At 37.3% G+C, this 19,311-nt stretch carries 17 protein-coding genes, 1 other RNA gene and 1 other annotated feature; of the genes, 1 reads left to right on the plus strand and 17 read right to left on the minus strand.

Features of this window, described 5'->3' with window-relative positions:
• Positions 1-98: 98 nt before the first annotated feature.
• The 17 genes from ACQKNC_RS02605 to hisS form a co-directional block, all read right to left on the minus strand.
• Positions 99-806, minus strand: coding sequence for a hypothetical protein (locus tag ACQKNC_RS02605; protein ID WP_427423319.1), 708 nt, complete (start codon positions 804-806; stop codon positions 99-101).
• Positions 807-1,209: 403 nt separating this feature from the next.
• On the minus strand, positions 1,210-1,770 hold the full coding sequence (locus ACQKNC_RS02610; RefSeq protein ID WP_427423320.1) for a hypothetical protein: 561 nt from the start codon (positions 1,768-1,770) through the stop codon (positions 1,210-1,212).
• A gap of 171 nt (positions 1,771-1,941) precedes the next feature.
• Positions 1,942-2,331, minus strand: a complete 390-nt coding sequence (locus ACQKNC_RS02615) for a hypothetical protein (RefSeq protein ID WP_427423321.1) — start codon at positions 2,329-2,331, stop codon at positions 1,942-1,944.
• A 345-nt stretch (positions 2,332-2,676) separates the two neighbouring features.
• Complete coding sequence (locus ACQKNC_RS02620; RefSeq protein ID WP_427423322.1) at positions 2,677-3,438, minus strand: tRNA threonylcarbamoyladenosine dehydratase; 762 nt, start codon at positions 3,436-3,438, stop codon at positions 2,677-2,679.
• Between the two features lie 392 nt (positions 3,439-3,830).
• Complete coding sequence (locus ACQKNC_RS02625; RefSeq protein ID WP_427423323.1) at positions 3,831-4,829, minus strand: N-acetylglucosamine kinase; 999 nt, start codon at positions 4,827-4,829, stop codon at positions 3,831-3,833.
• 585 nt (positions 4,830-5,414) lie between these two features.
• A complete protein-coding gene (locus ACQKNC_RS02630) occupies positions 5,415-6,497 on the minus strand; it encodes a DUF871 domain-containing protein (protein ID WP_427423324.1) in 1,083 nt (360 codons plus the stop codon).
• Positions 6,498-6,522: 25 nt separating this feature from the next.
• The gene (locus tag ACQKNC_RS02635; protein ID WP_427423325.1) at positions 6,523-7,851 is read right to left on the minus strand and encodes a PTS sugar transporter subunit IIC; all 1,329 of its coding nucleotides are present in this window, start codon (positions 7,849-7,851) and stop codon (positions 6,523-6,525) included.
• Between the two features lie 46 nt (positions 7,852-7,897).
• Entirely contained in the window at positions 7,898-8,218 is a 321-nt protein-coding gene (locus ACQKNC_RS02640) for a PTS lactose/cellobiose transporter subunit IIA (protein ID WP_427423326.1), read from the minus strand.
• A 13-nt stretch (positions 8,219-8,231) separates the two neighbouring features.
• Positions 8,232-8,543, minus strand: coding sequence for a PTS sugar transporter subunit IIB (locus tag ACQKNC_RS02645; RefSeq protein ID WP_427423327.1), 312 nt, complete (start codon positions 8,541-8,543; stop codon positions 8,232-8,234).
• A gap of 282 nt (positions 8,544-8,825) precedes the next feature.
• The gene (locus tag ACQKNC_RS02650) at positions 8,826-10,001 is read right to left on the minus strand and encodes a GNAT family N-acetyltransferase (RefSeq protein ID WP_427423328.1); all 1,176 of its coding nucleotides are present in this window, start codon (positions 9,999-10,001) and stop codon (positions 8,826-8,828) included.
• 111 nt (positions 10,002-10,112) lie between these two features.
• A complete protein-coding gene (locus tag ACQKNC_RS02655; RefSeq protein WP_427423329.1) occupies positions 10,113-10,382 on the minus strand; it encodes an HPr family phosphocarrier protein in 270 nt (89 codons plus the stop codon).
• 13 nt (positions 10,383-10,395) lie between these two features.
• The gene (locus ACQKNC_RS02660) at positions 10,396-11,115 is read right to left on the minus strand and encodes a sugar isomerase domain-containing protein (RefSeq protein ID WP_427423330.1); all 720 of its coding nucleotides are present in this window, start codon (positions 11,113-11,115) and stop codon (positions 10,396-10,398) included.
• 4 nt (positions 11,116-11,119) lie between these two features.
• Entirely contained in the window at positions 11,120-11,842 is a 723-nt protein-coding gene (locus tag ACQKNC_RS02665) for a GntR family transcriptional regulator (protein ID WP_427423509.1), read from the minus strand.
• A 31-nt stretch (positions 11,843-11,873) separates the two neighbouring features.
• A complete protein-coding gene (gene nagA / locus ACQKNC_RS02670) occupies positions 11,874-13,031 on the minus strand; it encodes an N-acetylglucosamine-6-phosphate deacetylase (RefSeq protein ID WP_427423331.1) in 1,158 nt (385 codons plus the stop codon).
• A gap of 328 nt (positions 13,032-13,359) precedes the next feature.
• Positions 13,360-13,559, minus strand: a non-coding RNA gene (gene ssrS, locus ACQKNC_RS02675) — 6S RNA.
• Between the two features lie 139 nt (positions 13,560-13,698).
• On the minus strand, positions 13,699-15,468 hold the full coding sequence (aspS, locus tag ACQKNC_RS02680; RefSeq protein WP_427423332.1) for an aspartate--tRNA ligase: 1,770 nt from the start codon (positions 15,466-15,468) through the stop codon (positions 13,699-13,701).
• A gap of 399 nt (positions 15,469-15,867) precedes the next feature.
• Positions 15,868-17,133 carry a histidine--tRNA ligase gene (gene hisS / locus ACQKNC_RS02685; protein WP_427423333.1) on the minus strand — a complete coding sequence of 422 codons (1,266 nt, stop codon included), beginning with the start codon at positions 17,131-17,133 and terminating at the stop codon, positions 15,868-15,870.
• 94 nt (positions 17,134-17,227) lie between these two features.
• Positions 17,228-17,469 (minus strand) — a binding site (T-box leader).
• A gap of 162 nt (positions 17,470-17,631) precedes the next feature.
• Between hisS and ACQKNC_RS02690 the strand changes: the two genes are divergently transcribed.
• A complete protein-coding gene (locus tag ACQKNC_RS02690) occupies positions 17,632-19,209 on the plus strand; it encodes an N-acetylmuramoyl-L-alanine amidase (protein ID WP_427423334.1) in 1,578 nt (525 codons plus the stop codon).
• Positions 19,210-19,311 lie beyond the last annotated feature (102 nt).

Consider the following 19,311-nt stretch of genomic DNA (forward strand, 5'->3'; position numbering starts at 1 on the left):
TTTTACTTTTATTTTTTCTTAATGTTCAATGATGAATTATTAGCCTTTTTATTTCATTGATTTAATTACTATAAAAAAACAGACAAACTGCTAAGCAATCAGCCTGTAACGGTTACCTCATTTGTTGTATAACACTTATCGTAAAATAGGTTCAATGTATCTTCCACATTTCTCATTGATGGTAATCTAGTCGTTTCTTTTTCTTCTTCCCCACTTTCTATATCATGAAGAAAATTATAGGTTTGATAGAGTAGACTAGCAAATTCCTGTGAGTTCTCCCTTACTTCAAAACGAATTGCTTTTACAGCAATTGCTTGACCAATCGATTGCTCCCTTGACGGGGAGGATTGATCATCTACACTATCATCTGTAGTTCTATATAATAATTTTAATCCCTCATAAACTTCCTCGTTATCACTAAACCGTTCCTTTATCCACCGCAAGACAAATTGTAATAGGACAATGGCATAAATAAGTGACAGACATTCATCTCCAAAAGATTTTTTCGATAAACGTTTAAAGTATTCCGCTTGTGTCACAACTTCAAATATGATTAAACGAATTGGATACAGGAGGGCATGTCCACTGTTGATATATAATTTTTCTCGATCTTTATACATAGCCAACCAAATATCCCTAACTAATGAGATAGATTTTCTTGTCGAGAGAGCTAATTGACATTGGATATGCTCATGTTCAAGTATTGGTTGTAAAAGCTGCAAAAATAATAGTTCCTCATCCTCACTTACTAATAGGAGTGGTTTTTCTAATTTCGTCAAATCGATTTCGATACCGTTTATTAACATTGCCTAGCCCCCTTCCAATAAATTCTTACAGCATGAAATAAACCTTGATCATCACAGTAAGGTAGGGTTGAATTCCGTTGTGATTGGCACCCCAATCAACTTATATACAGCGTTTTTAATAAATCTCGCATATATTTTCAATTTTTTAACTATATTTCGACAAAAATTTATAAATACCTTTTTAAAAAAAAGTCCTTTTTTTATTTCCTTACAACAAAATTTTAATACTACTACAATAGTCTACTCTCAATAATCTACTAACATTAAAAAAATCTGCAAAACTTTAAGAACTGACCCCCCTCACAAAACAGAGTGTTGTAAGGATTGGTGGATCAACCGCAAAAAGTAGCAGATTCTAGATTGCTATTTTATTCTATTATATGAAAGTGATAATAAAAAGAAATTATCGAGTAATTTCATTTTCAACAAATACTTTAAATTGTTGCAAGCATTGTTTGACTGCACCTTTTTGTTCAAGTACTGCATTTCGTAGTGATGTTGTTTTCTCTTCATCCTTAACGATTTCACTATAAAGTGCAAAAATTGCCGATAATAATTGTTCATTCTCTTCCTGGTCAATGCTAGGTAAAGAATATGCAGAAATCGTTAGCAATTGTTCAACTTTTTCAGGTGTTTTTTGTAACTCATTAGTTGAATAATAAGTTGATGCCGCTAAAAAATAGCAAAGCTTTGCACAACAATCTATAAACAAATGCCAATATGTATTGGCACTTGGTAATTCACCCGCCTTATTGTCAATATACTCTTTGTAGAAGGTTGTAACTTGTATATATAAAGGCTTTAGCTCTCTCATAGCTTTTGGATAATTATTAGATGTATCCAAATAGTCAAATACAATATCATTCATTTTCTCTTGAAGTTTTACAATATCTAAATGATCACGAATTACTTGAATTTCCATTTTACCACTCTCCCATGTTGTCATTTGTTTTCTAAACGTCATTCCTACCCCTCAAAGCAGTCCTGTACATTCCAAACAAACTGATTTATTATCTATTGGAATTATTTAAATTATAGCAATAAACCAAATAAAGAAGTGGTCACATGAAAAAAATAAGACAATTTCGTGAATTATTAGCATTTTGAGCACGTAAGAAGAACAATTTTGGTAAAATTATATTCTTTGTACATAATAATCAAATAAAGATTGCTCTTTCGTTCGATCAACAATTTCTATAATACTTCCTTGTGCATATTTTTTTATTCTTTTTTGTGGTATATAAAAATAGGCAGTGTTTGTAATTAACCACTCACTAAGCGTTAGTTCACTACCTGGCTGTTGATTTGTCAAAATACATTTATGCCGAAGTATATCCGCCATTTTATAAAAACCATCCGATAGCTCGTAAGCCGAAACATCAAAATTAAAAATAGGACTAACAACCTGTCCAACATCAAAGATGTGTATTGTTTGTCCTTCTTCATCTATAGCTAATTCTACAGTGCTAATTTCATCGAATAGATTTAAGCCCCTATATTCCATTTGGTAGATGTGCTCCATCATTAAACGTCTCCTTTAATAGGTTCTACAGCAAATGTTGAAGGAGCCATAATGTGAAGCTGCCCAAACACTCAGGCGACTATCTCTCCATCTTAAATTGTATAGATACCCTAACAAAAATCGTAGACTCCTCTTTACAACGATCCTATTGTAACATAGAAAAAGTAGCTGTCTTAAATTGAGACAGCCACTTCCATAAAATAGCTCATCACCATAACTGAATGTGATTTTCGTGCCGCCTGGGCGCTTTTTATTTTTATCGATAAATTATTTGAGTTTATCGATGAAAATTTTAAATTTATCGCTCAACTTTTTAAATTTATCGATATAACAGATTTTAAAAGTTGTTTAGCCTTGTACACGTGTAATTTTTATATCTTTCAAGATGGTATTCACTACCCAGCTTGCAGCAATTAAACCCGCCACTGAAGGAACAAAGGCGTTGGAAGATGGAGGCATTTTTGCCTTACGGATAGCTGCATCTGGTTTTCCGACATGCTCCACGACATCTGGACGAACTACAATAGGACTCTCATCTGAGAACACAACCGTTACTCCTTTATGAATACCATCCTTGCGTAATTTCGTACGAATTATTTTAGCCAATGGATCCGTATGCGTTTTAGAAATATCCGCAATTTTGAAACGAGTTGGATCCATTTTATTAGCTGCACCCATACTAGATATAATTGGTATATTGCGCTTTAGACATTCCTTCATAATATGAATTTTATACATCACTGTGTCACTTGCATCAATGACATAATCTATGCCTTGTGCGAAAAATTCCTCATATGTTTCCTCCGTGTAAAACATATGCATATCAATTACTTCACATTCCGGATTAATATCAGCAATACGCTCTTTCATGACACCCGACTTAGATTTACCGACTGTTGAAATATAAGCAACTAATTGACGATTCACATTTGTAATATCTACATTATCCTTATCTACCAAAATAATGCGGCCAATACCACTTCGTGCACATGCCTCAGCAGCAAATGAACCTACACCACCTACACCAAGAATCGCTACCGTTGTATTTTTTAATTTTTCGAGTCCCTCTGTTCCTATTGCGAGCTCGTTACGTGAAAATTGATGTAACATCCTTACACTCTCCATCTATTGAATTTTTATCACGCTTTAACGGGCAGTAATTTATCTATACCGAAAGCGATACGTCAGGTACAAGACTCCCACCTCAAAAGAAGTTAGGTAGGAGATAAACTGCCTGTAAAAGCCCGATTGGTGATCAGCGGTGGATAAAGCCTCCCACTGATTACTTTATTAGTAAACCTAGTTAAATACTAAGATAAAATCAAACCTATCTTACATTTTATCACGATATTCATCAAGTAAAAATTATAACTAAAAAAATTAAGTATTCCTAATCAAATACTTTTTTAGTATGTAAAGTTTGAATTGAGCCCATAAAAATCTATATGTTTGTTTAGGCAATTGAATAAAGCGTAATCCAATTGCCTATAGTCTTATCACTTTCATTCCTGTTCATAATTTTTGGAGAAACATTCCGCAAAATTTGGACCGAGCTGGACGTTTTTTTGCTTGAAGGCTGCAATTACTGCCCCGCCAATCGGTTGTAAGACTGGTGCCATAAATTGCAATGGTATCTCGTCAGCTCGTGCAAATTGCTGTAATTTCGCCATAAAATAGGCTTCGTTTGTAAAGACGCCGCCTGCTAACACGACAGGTACATCCGCTTGTTCCCACTTCATATGAGAGTAGCATGCTTTAATTGCCACATAATATTTTTCACAAGCATCTTCAATGATTCGACTGGCAACGTCATCTCCTTTTTCAGCAACATCAAATACATGTTTACTTAACGGTGCAATCACTGTCCGAGGATGCTCCTCTCCATATATAAACTCTATTAATTGTGGTACATTTTCCACAGAGAAATAACGCAATACAACATCTGTCAAAGCTGTTGAGTTGCCTCTCCCATCATAACTTTGAAAAATAGCCTTCAGCACTTGAACTCCTAAATCATAGCCACTGCCCTCATCATCAAAAAGATAACCCCAGCCCCCTACTCTATGAAAATGTTGCTCACGATCGTAGCCCATTGTGATAGCGCCTGTCCCTGCAATTTGCACAATACCTGCCTGCCCAAGTGTGCCTGCATAAAGTGCAATTAGAGCATCATTATCAACAATCACATGTGCTGTTTTAGGAACGTATTGACGTACTATCGATTCTACAACTTCTTCTGCCTGTAGCTCCTTAACTCCAGCCATGCCAGCAAAACAACTATCTATGGCTGCAAATACTTGCGGATTTTTATGTTGCAAATTTAGTAATATATCATGAATTGTTGACTTAAAATATTGAATACCCATAGCTGTTGGGTTACTCCGAGTCGTTACTACTTTAGCATAAACATTGCCAAGTTCATCACAAATCACTGCTGACGTTTTCGTTCCACCACCGTCAATCGCTAATACATACATATCTCTTTGCTCCTTTCTTTTCAATCCATTTCACCCTGTCTTATTTGTAGTTGTTACTACAGAAAATATTGGTAAATCAAGATTAAAAAGGTTCATCATCAAAAGTTGTGGATGACTTTTGTTAAAACGTCTACTTTGCAAATAAGTTGATTGGAGTGGAGGCTGGGCGACTCCTTGGGGATCAGCGAATAGAGGAACGAAGGCTAAAATCATCACGTCCTGTGATAACGCCTTCGTGACCAACATCGGTGCTGTTGCTGTCGCTTCGTTGCACTACGCTTTCGCACAGAATGAACCCCTTTTGCTGCCGCTACGTTAACACTACGCTTTCGCGCAAAAAACATCTGTTGGCCCGAGACCCTGCAGCGAAGCGAAGCGGCTCATCGGACGCCCCCAGGAAGCTCTGCTCTGCGCGAAAGCGAAGCGTCAGCGGCAAATGTTTTATCTGTGCGAAAGCGAAGCGACAGCAACAAATGTTTTCTGCGCGAAAGCGAAGCGGCAGCGATAAAAGCGCCCAGCTGGAACGGAAATCAACCACACGTTTTGTGATGAACCATAAAACAAGGGATTAAGCACTTTCAACTAATGGCTTAATCCCTTCTTCTGTAATCATTTCGTAAAGCCAAATGATGCCCATGGCCGAATATGCGCTAATAAGAATTTCTCTTCTTCTACAACTCTTGCAACAACATTGGTTGATCCGGCATTCGGCATTTCCTTTAAAACAATTTGGAGCTCACCCTTATAACGCACATCTAAATTATTATCGATTGTCACATCTCCCAATTTTAACGGATGGCTATCGTGTGCAGGGAAGTCACCATTTTTATATTTAACACGAGATTGCGTACTACGGATCACATAATCTGAAACATCACCACGATTAAAATGTGGCTCCTTAAAAAGGATGGCTTCTTCTAAAATAGACGTTTCAACAGACTGCTCAACTTTCAGCTCTAGCTTATGGCGATTTAATTGGCCTAATGCACGTATTTCTTCCTCAGAAGCATACATATTACCGATTATACAATCATCGATTAAACCAGTGTGCCATAAATCCTTCGCTTGCACAGTAATTGGCAGATGACGATGCTCTTCTAATGTTGGCAAGCCATGCTCGGTTTCTTCCCAAGGTCCAAACATCGCATGCTGTGATGAAATCATTGCTGCTGTTCGAATATGATTAGCTTTAAATTGTTGAGATGCCTGTAAAAAATGTTGACGTGATAGACCTGTGAATCGTCTCGGATAAAAATTATGACAGCCAATAATATTATCTATATTCGGTTGGTAGGATAATATGTTTTCTACATATTTAGTACCGTTACTAATATTCAACTCTATTTTTAGATTACTAGCATCGAGGGACATAAACGCTTCTTCTTGGCCTGAAAAGCCCATATCTAAGCGCAATGTCGCTAAATGATAATGTTCCTTAAAGTAAGCAATATCTTTATACGTTAAGCCTAAATCTTCGAAAACCGCTGGTGCAATATCAGCTGAAATTTCAAAGCCAAGCTGCTGCGCAAATTTGTTTATTTGCTGTAATTTTTGTCGTTCTTGATCGTTATTCAATGACATAAGACATGTAAATATTCGATCAAAACCATTGTCATGAGCGAGCTGAACATACCGCTTCATATCTTCTAGTGTACTATGCTGAGGATAAAGTGAAATCCCTAATCTTCTCAATTCAAATACCTCCGTTAGTTCACAATTACACTTCTACTTTTTGATTTTCTAATTCTGTAACATGCTGTTCGTTTTGAGACTCTGCTTCAATAGCTCGCTGTTCATTCTGCTTTGCCATACGGTTTGCCATTGATAAGAATGGTAGGTAAATACATATCGCAACTAAAATTAAGACGATACTGAGTACAGCACCACGCCATGATTGTGTTACTAAGAAACCATTAAGAATTGGAGGCGTAGTCCATGGAACTGCAATCGTTGCTGCCGGTACAAATCCCCATTTTGTTGCAAAAAAGGCGATTGTGACATTAATCATTGGCGTTAAGATAAATGGCATAAATAAAATCGGATTAAGGACAATTGGTAAACCGAATAGCAACGGTTCATTAATATTAAACAATCCTGGCGCTGCTGATAGTTTACCGACTGTATTATACTGTTTATTCTTTCTTGCAATGATGAATATAGCAATAATTAAGGCAATTGTTGTACCTGAACCACCCATATTAATAAAAGCATCAAAGAATGGTTTATTAATGATATAAGGCGCAGTTTTTCCAGCTGAAATAGCTGCAACGTTAGCATCTATTGCTTGTAAGTTAATAGATTGCATAAATGGCTCAATAATATTTGCCCCATGAATACCGAAAGACCATAAGAATGTTGGAATAAACGCTAAAATAAGGCCTGCTACCCATGTATTTGTTAATCCCATAAACGGCTCTTGAATTGATGAATAAAACGTTCCAATAATATCTGGAATATTAAATCCGGCAGAAATGATTGTACGTACTAATGCTAGTAAGCCAATCGTAATAATAGCGGGCAATAATGCAGCAAATGACTTTGAAACTGCAGCCGGCACACCTGCTGGCATTTTAATTAAAAGCTTAGGACTCCCAGATAAACGTGAGAAAATTTCTGCAGAAATCAAAGCTGCAATGAGAGCAACAAATATTCCTCCAGTACCCGTTGTTAATCCTGTTAAACCGCCTTCTCCAAACGTGCCAAATGTCATATAACTCGCAAGACCAATTACACCACCAGATAGCGCATCCTTGTCATAGCTTTTTGTCAAATGATAGGCTACGGAAAAGGCTAATAACAGAGAGATGATTCCAAATGTTGCTCCCCAAACATTGCCGCCCCACTGTGTCCAAGTTTCATGTTTCCAGATGGCATCGAGTGCATTTTGATAAAATTTGATAGGCAAATTATTAACAAGAATCGCAAGAGATCCAACAATTGTTAACGGCATGATCGTAATAAAACCGTCTCGAATGGCAACTAAATGACGCTGATTCCCTACTCTAGCAGCAACCGGAACAAATTTTTCTTCTAAAAAACGGAACATTTCACACACTCCCTTTGCTTTTTTATTGTGACATCAAGGCTTGATGCTACTCCCCATTGATTCGCTCATACAATTCAATCATTTCCGTTGCCAAATCGCGAAAGGTAATGGCATTCATTAAATGATCCTGCGCGTGAATTAACAGCATTGACACTTCTACTTTTTCTCCCCTTGCTTCTTGTGACAGTAGAGCCGTCTGAGAATGATGCGCTTCAATCAATGCATCGTTAGCTAACTGTATTTTTTCCTTTGCTTCTTGAATCTGTCCTTTTTTTGCTAGCTGGATAGCCTCCATACACTCACTTCTCGTATTACCACTATGCACAATCAATCCCATAATGGATTCCATCAAAACTGTTTCTTCCATTGCCGTATCCCCCTTAACCTATCAACGTTAACGCCTGCTTTAAAACATTTTCGCCATTCATCATGCCATAATCCATCATGTTAATAACATCAATTGGAAATCCCATGTCCGTGTATTTTTTTTCAAATGTCCCTTTTAAGTAGCGGACTTGTGGACCCAGTAGCAGCACATCTGCCATTTTAGTAGCTAATATTTTGTCAACCTCACTTTCAGCGATCGCATAAATATCTGCCTCAATGTTTTGTTCTTGTGCAGCTTTTTGCATCTTTGACACTAGCAAACTAGTACTCATTCCAGCCACGCACACTAGCATAATGTTTTTCATCAAAACACTCCTTTTCATGATTAAGTTCGTCTTTCTAACTATCTTTATTTTTATGATTTTTTAACTATGAAATCGTTTTCTTATGATGAGAATAGCATTAATTGGTATATACCACAATATACTTTATACACCATTTCCTACCTTGTAAAAAGACCTTTAAAAATTGGGCTATAACTCTGTTACAGACTACTGAATGGATTCACCTAACTGGTATAGTCCAGAAAAAAGATCAAAAAAAATTCTACATTCATATCTACTTTTCAACAAATGACACTCCAATACTTAAAAGTATTCATAGAAGGTCGGTTTATTAGAGGGTACCGCTAACTGCCAACGATTAATTATCTCTTCAGCTACTTTTTTATTTGCATACAAGACCGAGTCCTTTACAGAAAGATAGCCAACCATCATAGCTGAAAAAAGATTTATTGGTAATGTTAACATATGCATTTCTGAGATAGAATTTGTCTCAATTATCGAGACATCTCCACTTTTATTTATTATATATATGTGCTCATTCCAACTACAAAATTCATCTTCAATTTGAATATATAACGGTTCCTGAATATAGCCCCAAGGATAATGTTGCATAAACCTCAAAACGTCTACTATTCTTACCATCACATCCTGAACGACTTCCTTTTTAAACTGTGTTTCTTTAAAATAGAAGCCAAATTGATGATCGTTAGAAGTGACTCCTTTAATGCTACTTACACTCGCTGCATGCGACGTTACAAAACGCCAAATTGCTTGTTCTGCAAGTAAATCCTCAGCTATAAAATCATGAATCTCAAACGTCTCATCCTGAATAGTATAACGAATATAGCCTGCAATTTTATCAGACTTAAAATATGCCGCAAAATGACTATCAGGCATCCTTCTCTCTATTCTTTTCCACCAAGCATCATCTCGTAGCATACTTCCATTATTGAAGAGTGCCTGTGCATTATAGAAATCCTTAATCGTCTGAAATAGATCACGATCTGGCCATTCAAAGCTCATACGTTTTACTACGTCTAGCCCCTTTCCGAAAAAAGGAAACATCAATTGTGGAATGGTGTAATAAAGCTTCTCAAAAAATAATTCCCAGCCAAAGTAACGATAAAAGGCTACAGAAAATGGTGCTAACACAGAAATACTTTGCCCATTTTCTCGCATTTTCTTAAGTGCCTCTGTCATCAGCTTTTTGATAATCCCTTGCTGCCGATACTCAGGATAGGTTGCAACAAAGCCAATTCCACCCATATCATAATTTTCTTCATGAATTGTCATATTAAGTGGCAATATTAATAACTGACCGACTACTTTATGTTCATCGTAAGCACCTAATGTTGTGCTATGTTCAACCCAATAGTGAAAATCATCGCGGCGTGCACCAGTATACTTATTAGGGAAACAATAATCTCTTAATTGATGTACCTGCTTATAATCTTCGGGTGGAATTATTTTTATTTCCATATGCAAAATCACCTCCGTTTAAAACAGAATATTCAAACAATTTAAAATAAACTTAATAACTACCTTGAATCATTATAGTTCTCCCCTGAGATACAACAATGCCTTTTATTTCTAGCATTCCTCTCCAATTCCTTTAGAAACAATTACTTCTGTTACTGTTTGAAAAAGCTGTTCAGCATCTGGCCCATCTGCTGAAATTTCTACAATGCTTCCGGGTGCTACTCCTTGTGCCATAACACCCATAATTGATTTTAAATTGACCGATTTCTCTTTATAGGTTAACTGAACGTCACACTCAAATGGTGTGACTGCAGTTACAAGTAAAGCTGCGGGTCTAGCATGTAGTCCCTCCGGCGCTGTTATTTTATATATTTTCTTCATAGATATCCCCCCTTTATTTAAAGTTAATTCGATGTTGATAATAGGCGATCATAGCCTCATTATGAGACGAATCCGAGTCAACATTATTACTTTTAAAAACTGGTAATACTTCTTCAGATATGGCCATGATCTCAATAACTTCACTGAATAATACATTTAAAATAATTGAACCAACAACTGTAGAGGCTGGTGCATATTGCATTTCATTGAGATGCAGCAAACCATCTCCTATTGGTGTATGCGTATCGATAACTATATCTACTACATCCTCTAAGCGCTGTCCACTTTGATGACGTGACGGCTGTTCACAATAAGCAAGAGATTGCAGAGACATAACAAGAACCCCTGCTTCTTTCGCTAAAAGTGCTACATCTATAGGTGCTTGATTTCTCCCAGATGTTGAAATGACAATGCAAACATCATTTTCATGAAAATCAAAATGATCTTTATACTTGTCAATTATAGTCGGGTCCTTCTCGTTATTTGATGATGTCATTGCTCCTGCATGTAATGTTAAAGGTTCAATAATTATAGGACGTACAGGTACAAGCCCTCCCGCACGATAGAATGCGTCCTGTGCTAAAAGGTGCGAATGGCCACAACCAAATAATTGGACAATTCCTCCGCGTTGAAGCCTTTGCACAATTATTTGTGCGGCTTCTTTTATTTGGGCATATTCTTGTTCCTTTACGACCTGCATCAGCTTTTGTATTTCTAGAAAATATACATCCATAGGATCACCTTTTAATTTCACTAATGAATTTGTATCGATCAGCTCGATAAGTACTTCTCACAAGCTCAAACGGAACTCCATCAGATAAATAACTTGTACGTTTAATAATTAGCACAGGTGCAGTATGATTAATTTGTAGGAATTTACCATCTTCTTTTGAAACAATAGCTGCCTCCATTTGCTGAACAGCATTTCCAATTTTTTGATGAAATTTTGCTTCAATTAACGCATATAATGACCCCATTATTTTCTTTTCATCTAATTCTGGGTATACTTTTACCGGAATATACGTTCTTTCGATTGCCATCGGCTTGGAATCTGCACTACGAATTCGTACTACATAGAATACTTCTTCTTCCGGCACTAACATTAAATCTCCAGCAACATCGACTGGTGGCACGATTTTCTCAAAGCGTAAAACTTTACTGCTTGGTTCCATCCCCCTAGCCCGCATATCCTCTGTGAAACTTGTTAATCCTTTTAGTGGTTGTTCTAATTTTGGATTAGCGACATATGTACCTCTGCCTTTTTCACGATACAACAATCCACTATTGACTAAATTTGTGATTGATTGACGAACAGTCATTCTACTAACATCAAACTGCGTAGAAAGCTCTCGCTCAGAAGGTATATTTTCACCGATTTTGTATTCTTCTAAATAAATACGTTGTTTTATTATCTCTTCTATTTGTATATAGATAGGTATATGAGAATTTTTATCTAACAAGTCTTGCACCATCCTTATCTCCTCTTTACTTTCATTTCTCAAATACAACTTTACCTCGACAAATAGTTTTTTGTACATCTAAATTTTCATCCAGTAAAACAAAATCTGCATCATAGCCTTCTGCAATACGACCTTTAGTTGCAAGATGTAATTGCTTAGCAGCATTCGTAGAGGACATTGCGACAACTTCCTGCAATGAGCAATTGGTGATTGCTTTCATATTTTTTACTGCTTGCTCCATCGTTAATACACTACCAGCTAAAGCGCCATTAGATAAATGAGCTCCATCCTTAGAAACATGAACGGTTTGACCACCTAAATCATAATCACCGTAATGCAAGCCTTTTGCCCGCATCGCATCGGTAACTAAGATAATACCCTCTGCCCCTTTAAAACGATACGCTAGCTTTACAGCTTGAGGATGACTATGCACAAAATCTGTGATAATTTCAGCTTTCACTTGATTCTCTAAAAGTACTGCACCAACGACACCCGGATTGCGATGATGAAAAGGGCTCATTTGGTTATATAAATGTGTAGCCTGCCTTACTCCCAATTCAACAGCCTTACCCACCTCTTCAATTGATGCGTCAGAATGTCCAATGGAAGCAATAACATGTAAATTCTTTAACGATTCAATAAATGTAAAACCTCCATCTACCTCAGGTGCAATTGTGACTTGTTTAATGCGTTGCTTACTTATTTTTTGCCAGGATGCAAATTGCTCAATAGACGGTAAAATAATGTGCTCTATTGGCTGTGCGCCTGCCCGTTTTTTCGATACGTATGGCCCCTCTATGTGTATACCTAATAAGCTTGCTTCATCATCATTATTTTCAAATAGAGCAACATTAGCTAAAGCGCTTTCAATTGCTTCTATAGATTGCGTCATTGTAGTAGCAAGGAAGCCCGTAACGCCTTCCTGTACTAAAGAGCGTGCCATTTGATGTAATGCAAATTGCGTAGCATCCATCACATCATGCCCTGCAGAGCCATGTATGTGCATATCAATATAGCCAGGTAGCAATAACCAACTTTTATCTTTGCCATCTATATAATGCTCAGCCTCATCAGTTAAGTTATGACTTATTTTAATAATCCTTCCATTATTAATGAATATGTCGCCCTTAAATGGTGCTTCATCATGATTGACTATCATAACATTGGAAATTAATAGCGTATTTTTCAATAGATCACCCCCTAACCGTTTTTTAAGGAGCTTGACTGAAGCTAATAAGCAACCTTTAAATTCGGTATAGTTGTCTATACCAATTATATAATACTTTCCTGAAAATAAAAAGTGATTTTTTAGTATTTTCTAATTTTTTTCACAACACTTGATTTACAAACTATTAAACTATTCTAACTTCGCGTCTCTTAGAAATGGACGATTTCTAAGAACACCTTATTGGTTAGGTTAAATCCTCTTCAACAGTTGTCTTTTTGAATAAACCAATTGCTTGCACTAAAAAAAGGAGCTACTTCAATGCTCCTTTTGTGCTTATTAATTATGTATGACGAATCCCAGTTGTGCCGTTATGCCAAGAAACATTCGTTTTGAACCCGCAATTTGCAGGGGGGTGCCCGCTTTGCAGCTTTAAACGTCCCGCTCCGCTTGGGGCTTGTTTGCGACTACAAAATGAAGGCTCCCGATTCTAAAATGTTCGGTCAAAACTGTTAAGTAAAGCTGGCAATTAGACAAACACATCAGGATTCGTATTACAGTTATAATAACACTATTTTTCTGATAATTCAAACTCTTTTCTTTTAAAAAATCTAATTTCTTGCGAAAACGCAAAAAATACCTAGATTCCCAACAGTTTTTGCTAGAGAATCCAGGTATTTAGAAATACTAATTATTTTCTGAATGGTTTGATTGCTAAACTTAACTCACTCAATTGATCTGGAGACACTTCACTCGGTGCGTTTGTCATTAAGCAGCTAGCACTAGCAGTTTTCGGGAATGCAATTGTATCACGTAAATTGTTGCGACCTGCAAGTAGCATTACGAAGCGGTCAAGACCAAATGCTAGTCCTCCGTGTGGCGGTACACCGTATTCAAATGCTTCTAATAAGAAACCAAATTGTGCCTTAGCTTCTTCATCTGTGAAGCCAAGTAATTTAAACATTTTTTCTTGTAAGTCGCGCTCATAAATACGTAATGAACCACCGCCAAGCTCATAACCGTTTAATACGATATCATACGCCTGTGCCCGAACTGCTGAAGGATCCGTATCCATTAACGGGATATCTTCATCGAATGGACGTGTGAATGGGTGATGAGCTGCATAGTAACGACCATCTTCCTCAGAGTACTCAAACAATGGCCAATCTGTAATCCATAGGAATGCAAATTCTGATTCGTCGATTAAACCTAAATCTTGACCTAATTTCGTACGAAGTGCACCTAGAGATGCTGCTACAACAGACGCTTTATCAGCTACAAATACTAAAATATCGCCCACTTCAGCTTTCATACTTTCGATTAATGAGGCTGCTAATGCCTCGTCAAAGAATTTTGCAATCGGTCCGTTTAAGCCTTCTTCTGTTACTTTTAACCAAGCAAGACCTTTTGCTCCATAAATACCAACAAATTTTGTTAGTTCATCCATGTCTTTACGAGAGTATTTATCTGCTGCACCTTTAATGTTGATACTCTTTACTTGCTTACCTTGTGCTACTGTATCAGCAAATACTTTGAAATCACAGCCGTCAAAAATATCGTTTAATGCGACTAGCTCTAAACCAAAACGTACGTCAGGTTTATCTGAGCCGTAACGATCCATTGCTTCTTGATATTTCATACGTTGGAACGGAGCTGGAATATCAATACCTTTTACTTCTTTCATAACTGCCTGGATTAAGCGTTCATTCATTTCTAAAACTTCTTCTTGTGTAAAGAAGCTAGTTTCAATATCTACTTGAGTAAACTCTGGCTGACGGTCAGCTCGTAAGTCTTCATCACGGAAGCAACGTGCAATTTGGAAGTACTTCTCGAAACCAGACACCATTAATAATTGTTTAAATAGCTGAGGTGATTGTGGTAATGCATAAAATTCACCTTCATGGACACGTGATGGTACTAAATAGTCACGAGCACCTTCAGGAGTTGATTTTGTTAAAATTGGTGTCTCTACTTCTAAGAAACCTTCATTTTGTAAGAAGTTTCGAATTGTACGAGTAACGTCTGAACGCATTTTGAATGTATCAAACATAACAGGACGACGTAGGTCAAGATAACGATATTTTAAACGTAAATCTTCGGATACGTCCGTGCGATCTTCGATTTGGAATGGTGTTGTTTTAGCTGTATTAATAACGATTAATTTTGTTGCTTCTACCTCAATTTTGCCGTTTGGAACATTTGGGTTGATTTGATCTTCTGCACGAAGAATAACTGTCCCTTCCACTTCAATTACGTACTCACTACGCACTTTATCGGCTAAAGCATGTGCCTCTGCTACATCAGGGCTAAACACTACTTGTGTGATTCCAGTGCGGTCACGTAAATCAATGAAAATTAAACCACCTAGGTCGCGACGACGTTGTACCCAACCTTTTAATACGACTTTTTCGCCTTTTAATGCTTCTGAAAGTTCATTACTAGCATGTGTTCTTGTTGCCATTTATTTAATTCCTCCAAAATTTATTTGGCTAATCATCATGTCTTAGGGTTGATTTCCGTTCCGACTGGGCGCTTTTATCGCTGCCGCTTTGCTTTCTCGCAGAGCTACCTGGGGGCGCCGATGAGCCGCTAATCCCCAAGGAGTCGCCCAACCTCCACTCCAATCAACTTATCCGCATGACATACGTTTTACAAAATGTCATTCCAAACTTTTGATGATAGACCATTTATTTTACTTATGTAGCATACATTTCCTACTAAGTAGCAAATTGATGCTAAGGAAAATTAGATTTCATTTCATTGTAAATAATAAGTTATCTGTCCAAAATGCAGCGTAGATTTATGAATCATTTGGACAGATAATCCTGTATTGATATAAACGATTGATGCTTGTGTTCGTTTATTGTTTTAATAGGTAGTTCACTAATTCTGAGAACGCTACTTTTTGTTGTTCACCAGATTCCATATGTTTAACAGTAGCTACTTGCTCTTCAAGCTCTGTTTCTCCTAAAACAATAGTATATTTTGCACCTAAACGGTCTGCGGATTTCATTTGAGCTTTCATTTTGCGATCTAAATAATCCATCTCCGTAGAAATGCCCTTTGCACGGAAGGTACTTGTTAATTCAACCGTTTTTAGCTTCGCTTCTTCGCCCATAGCAATCATATAGACATCAAGTCCTGATGCTGTGTCCAATTCAACACCCTCAGCTTCAAGTGCAAGCAATAAACGCTCAATACTCAATGCGAAACCGATACCTGGTACTTCCGGTCCACCGATTTCTTGCACAAGGCCATTATAGCGACCCCCACCACAAAGTGTAGTAATTGCTCCAAAGCCAGAAGCCGTTGACATAATTTCAAATGTCGTATGATTGTAATAATCAAGACCCCTTACAAGATTTGGATCAACCTCATACGAAATTCCCAGTGTATCTAAATACGTTTTAACTTGAGCGAAATATGCCGCTGACTCCTCTGTTAGGAAATCAGTTAATGCAGGTGCAGATTTCATTAATGGGTGCTCACGGTCTACTTTACAGTCCAAAATGCGTAGTGGGTTTTTTTGCAAACGATTTTGGCAATCCGAACAAAACTCATGAATATGTGGTTCGAAGTGTTGTAGCAATGCTGCACGGTGTGTATCACGTGTTTCTTTGTCGCCAAGTGAATTAATGACTAATTTTAAATCCTTTAAACCTGCTGATTCATAGACATCCATTGCTAGTGCAATAACTTCCGCATCAATAGCTGGATCAGCTGAACCAATTGCTTCTACTCCAAATTGAACAAATTGACGGTAGCGCCCTGCTTGTTGACGTTCATAACGGAACATTGGCCCTAAATATGAAAGTTTTACTGGTTGATCAGGTGCACCAAACATTTTGTGCTCAACATAAGCGCGAACTACTCCAGCTGTATTCTCCGGACGTAATGTTAACGAACGGCCACCGCGATCTTCAAATGTATACATTTCCTTTTGAACAACATCTGTTGTTTCACCAACACCACGTGCAAATAAATCTGTTTGCTCAAAAATTGGTGTGCGAATTTCATTGTAGCGATAGACACGACAGATATCACGGATAACAGCTTCTATCTTTTGCCATTTTTCTGATTGACCCGGCAAAATATCTTGTGTCCCTCGTGGCACTTTAAAACTCATATAAAAACCTCCTTTATAAATTGCTTATGAGCAAGCTCTTCTGGACTTCTCTCATTCTTTTGTCCATAAAAAAAGCCCTCGCCCCCTGCATAATGCAAGGGACGAGAGCTGTATAAGCTTCCGCGGTTCCACCCTAGTTGACGCATCAAATACATGCGTCCTCCTCCTGATCGGATAACGGCCGATTCCGTTTTTTCCTACTAAGCATTACTTTTCAGAAAAAAGCCTCTCAAGTGTTTTTCACGAAATACATTTTTGTAGGAAAGATTTCAGCCTAGGTCTTTCCCTCTCTTCTCCAATAGAGGTATACGCTACTTGCTTGGTCATAAGCGATTAATCATTTTTTGATTACCCTTTATGTTAGTCACAACAAAAGGCAATGTCAACTGTTTTTATTTTTTTTACAATACATTCGTTATAATAACAATTTCCATTACCTTTTTCCCACGAATTTTATTACAAAAGCATGGTAAAATAGCACAAGATAGGAGGAATCTGATGAGGACAAAACTTTTAAATATTATAATCATCTTCGTACTAGTGCTAATGATTGCGATTCCAAGTATGAATAATATTCAAAGAGCACTAGCCGACACCAGTGATTTAAAAGTAACTGGAATGATTCTTCATTTACGTGAGGGACCTGGACTGTCTTATCCAATCATTACGACATTAAATGAGGGTGATCCGTTAACCTCTATTAGCCGTGAAGGAGATTGGATTAAAGTAAAAGCAGGTGATTACGAAGGTTGGGTAGCATCCTGGCTAACAGCTTCAATAAACGATAAACAAACGATTGATAAAACCTTGATTTCACAGGTCGATCGTCTAAATATCCGTACTGAGCCTGACGTATCTTCAGCAGTTCTTGGACAATTATCAATAGGCAACCAAGCAAAACTTATTGAAAAAAATGGCGAATGGGCGAAAATAGATTGGAACGGACTAGTAGGTTGGGTATCTACTGACTATGTTACAATCAATGACCTACCTGAAAAAAAGGCTAAAGCTGATGAACCTAAAATTGAAGTATCTACAAAAAATGTAAATAAAGATACAACGTTTACAGTTTTAGTGGATGGACTTAATGTTCGCCAAAAATCAGACTTAAATGCTAAAAAAATAGGAACTGTTTCAAAAGGACAAGCCTTTAAAGTGTTGGCTCAAGAGCATAACTGGGTACAAATTCAATATAACGATAAAAAAGCAGGCTGGATTTATAGCTTTTATGGTACTTTTTCAAATATAGAAAAATCGACATCAAAATCTTCTTCTGCCTCAGAGCTTGAATCTGTCACAATCATTTACAACGGGACAAACCTACGGACAGATGCAACAACAGCTGCTGATGTTGTCAAACGTGTAGATGCTGGTGAAACATACCCTATTGTAGGAGCTAAAGATAATTTTTATGAAATACAAGTAGATGACAAAACTGCATTTGTGGCGAATTGGGTCGTTACTACTACTTCGTCGAGTAAAGCTACTACTACTACTATAAAAAAGGAAAAATCCGAACCACGCAAGAAAGGCACTTTAAATGGGTTAACTATTGTTGTAGATGCTGGACATGGTGGAAATGATCACGGCACTACAGGACAACGTGGAACAGATGAGAAGGAAATTACCTTGAAAACGGCATCTCTTCTTGCTTCAAAGTTGAGTGCAGCTGGAGCAAATGTTGTCATGACAAGAGAATCAGATGAATATGTTGCACTCCGTAAACGCGTATCAATTGCGCACCAGTACGAGGCAGATGCTTTTATCAGTATTCATTATGATGCAACAGACGATAGCTCCATTAATGGCTTCACCTCATATTATATGAATAGTAATCAACAGGGTCTTGCAGAGGCAATAAATCAGGGACTCACAAATAAAATAGATTTAAAGAATCGTGGTACCCAACAAGGAAATTATTTGGTTCTACGAGAAAATCGTCAAAAAGCTGTCCTCATTGAGCTAGGCTACTTAAGTAATGGTAGTGAGGAACGTGTTATTACAACCGCTAAATACCGAGAACAAGCTACTCTCGGTATCTATCAAGGCATCTTAAATTACTTTAACGAAAATTAATAAGGTGAAACTTGAATCCGTGGGGGTTTTCTTCACCCACGAATTCTTGGTCTCACCAACCGGGCATTTACGGGCAGTTAATGCTAGGTAAATTTCCACTAA

Origin of the sequence: Lysinibacillus sp. NPDC094177 (assembly GCF_050279145.1) — a bacterium.
Lineage (GTDB): Bacteria > Bacillota > Bacilli > Bacillales_A > Planococcaceae > Lysinibacillus.